We start from the raw sequence: 2249 nt of genomic DNA, 5'->3' as shown, positions 1-2249 counted from the left end.
GAAACTCCTGCATCCTCCCAAACAGGCAGTTCAGTTGCCGGATGATGCCGAAACCAGGGGTCGGTTTCTTCGTATTCATCGGGAAGTGCTATCCAGGTTTGGATGCCATGCAGGATGGCTTCTTTGCTGCGCTCGTCGTCAGGCGTGCGTTCAGAGTGGACAATGCCTCGCCCTGCCGTCATCCAGTTCACCGCACCAGGACGGATTTCTTGAACGCTGCCCACACTATCACGATGCAGCAAAACGCCTTCAAACAGGTAGGTGACGGTTGCTAAGTTGATGTGCGGATGGGGTCTGACATCCACGCCCCGGCCGGGGGGAAACACCGCAGGGCCCAGATGGTCAAAAAAGATGAACGGGCCTACCAGTGCTAGAACGTCTGAGGGAAGCAAGCGGCGGGCTTGGAATCCACCCAAATCTTGAATGTGTGGCTCAATGAGATGCTGGATGGTATCCGTCATAATGTTTATGAAATTGCGAACGCTAATCGTCTATCTCAAAACTGCATTATACAAAAAGCTATCGTTGTATAGGACGATCGCAATATCAGTGACTGGTCTAAACTTTCCCAATCGAAAGCTGTTGTAGAGTGTCGAGTTCTCAACGAGCTTTTTGCTTAGGAGACGATGGAGAGTTCATCACTGACTTGAATCCTACCTTTGACCAGAGAGCGAATTAGACGATCGAGCGAGCCACGTTCTTCTTCACTGATAGACTCATCTAGAATGGCGGCCATCATGCCGTAGCGGTCAGCTTTGGTAACGCGGTGAGTATCGGTGACAGTGGCGATTAATTCGTTGATAGCGCCGGGGAGAAGATTAACTGGAGACATGGGATTGTTTTGAACTCGACACCTTAATCATCTCGTGGTTTCTCCTAAGAGCAAGTGATGGTGCTGGTTTTTTTCCGTGATAATACTGAAAATATTGGGTGAACCAAGTCCGTGTGACAAGTGATCGAAGTCACAACATTGAAACCAATGCAGCGGTGAAACAATTAGAACCCACCTTCCCCCTTCCAGTGTCACAGTGATAATTTTCGTCTTTCACGAGTCTGAACCTCTTGCTGTACAAAAGTTTTAGACCTTCATCGGAAAAACTATCTCCTCTTAAACCCATTCTCCACGAGTAGCGACTGTTGACTGGGAATTCCCTCAAAATTGATGCAAACCTCATGGCTTGGTCAAAAATACCTGAATATGAGAGTCCTATCAAATCCGCCCTTCCTCGGAATTATTCATCTCTCTTCTCTTCCTCTGCGTCCTCTGCGTCCTCTGTGGTTTAATCATTCCGATCTAACCGGAATTGATATCAAAGGGCCGGATGTGGGGTATGAGACACCAGAAAAATGATAATTTGGCACACTAAGTAAGGAAGAGCAGGTATTAGGTCTCTTGACGACAGGAAATCAGCTTTTCCGGGTTAACGTTTCTCTGCTTCGCCAATGAGGGTAAAAGCGGCCCAATCTACAGGATTAGGATGTTTGGCCAATGTCACCAGCATGGCCTTCCGCAGCGCTTGGGCAATATCAGGCGTTAGCTGCATCTGCCGATAAAATTCCGCCATCAAGTCGGCTGTTGATTCGTCAGATACTGACCACAGAGAAACTACAACACTCGGAACGCCTGCTGCAATAAACGAGCGCGATAAACCAATGACGCCATCACCTGTAATACGACCGCGACCCGTATTGCAAGCACTCAAAACGACGAGTTCGGCATTCAACCTCAAATTGAAAATTTCGCTAGCAGTGAGTAAACCACTGTCATCCTTGCTTGGGGCAAGTGCGATGACTCCAGGTACCCCCAATCCCTCCACGTCATCCAGGATGCCGTGAGTTGCTAAATGCACGATGCGCGATCGCTCTATTTGCTGTAAAACTGCTACTTTTGTCGCTTTGTCGCCTGTGAGCGGTTCAGCATTCAAAAGCTGAGCGATCGCGATCGCTTCGGCTTCAGAGTGTGGGAGTGATGACAGTTTTTGAGGAGGTTGGTTCGTCGTAAAGGCAACACTTGGCATGGTAGGATTCCCAACGACTAGCGCACCTTTTCCTGAAACAAGCTGTTGCTGTTTCTTTGTTAAAGACAGCACTTGAATTGAAGGTGCTGTTAAAATAGTATGTTTTTCTATCAAGTAGTTTCCCGAACTATCTTGCAACGCGGCAAAGGGAACTAAGAACAAAGATTCATGAGGAATAAAGGTAATTCGCGACGCTGGATCTTGAGGTAGAAGGTCAGCAATTGGTTCGAT

General features: G+C 47.9%; 3 protein-coding genes. All 3 read right to left on the bottom strand.

Going from position 1 to position 2249, the window contains the following annotated elements; all coding sequences use genetic code 11:
• On the bottom strand, nucleotides 1–461 hold a 461-nt coding region (locus QUA45_RS28555), incomplete at its 3' end, for a pirin family protein (protein WP_333223288.1).
• 155 nt (nucleotides 462–616) lie between these two features.
• A complete protein-coding gene (locus QUA45_RS28550) occupies nucleotides 617–832 on the bottom strand; it encodes a hypothetical protein (protein ID WP_006631949.1) in 216 nt (71 codons plus the stop codon).
• A gap of 589 nt (nucleotides 833–1421) precedes the next feature.
• The coding region (locus tag QUA45_RS28545) for a CHAT domain-containing protein (protein WP_333223286.1) at nucleotides 1422–2249 on the bottom strand (828 nt) is incomplete at its 5' end.

The organism is Microcoleus sp. Pol12A5, assembly GCF_036701435.1.
Lineage (GTDB): Bacteria > Cyanobacteriota > Cyanobacteriia > Cyanobacteriales > Microcoleaceae > Microcoleus.
Note: the sequence above shows the minus strand (reverse complement) of the source record. Positions and strands in the feature narration are given on the sequence as shown.

What these genes read in the sequence shown, in the direction of transcription:
- QUA45_RS28550 (WP_006631949.1), bottom strand. Translation starts at nt 832, where the DNA reads ATGTCTCCAGTTAATCTTCTCCCCGGCGCTATCAACGAATTAATCGCC.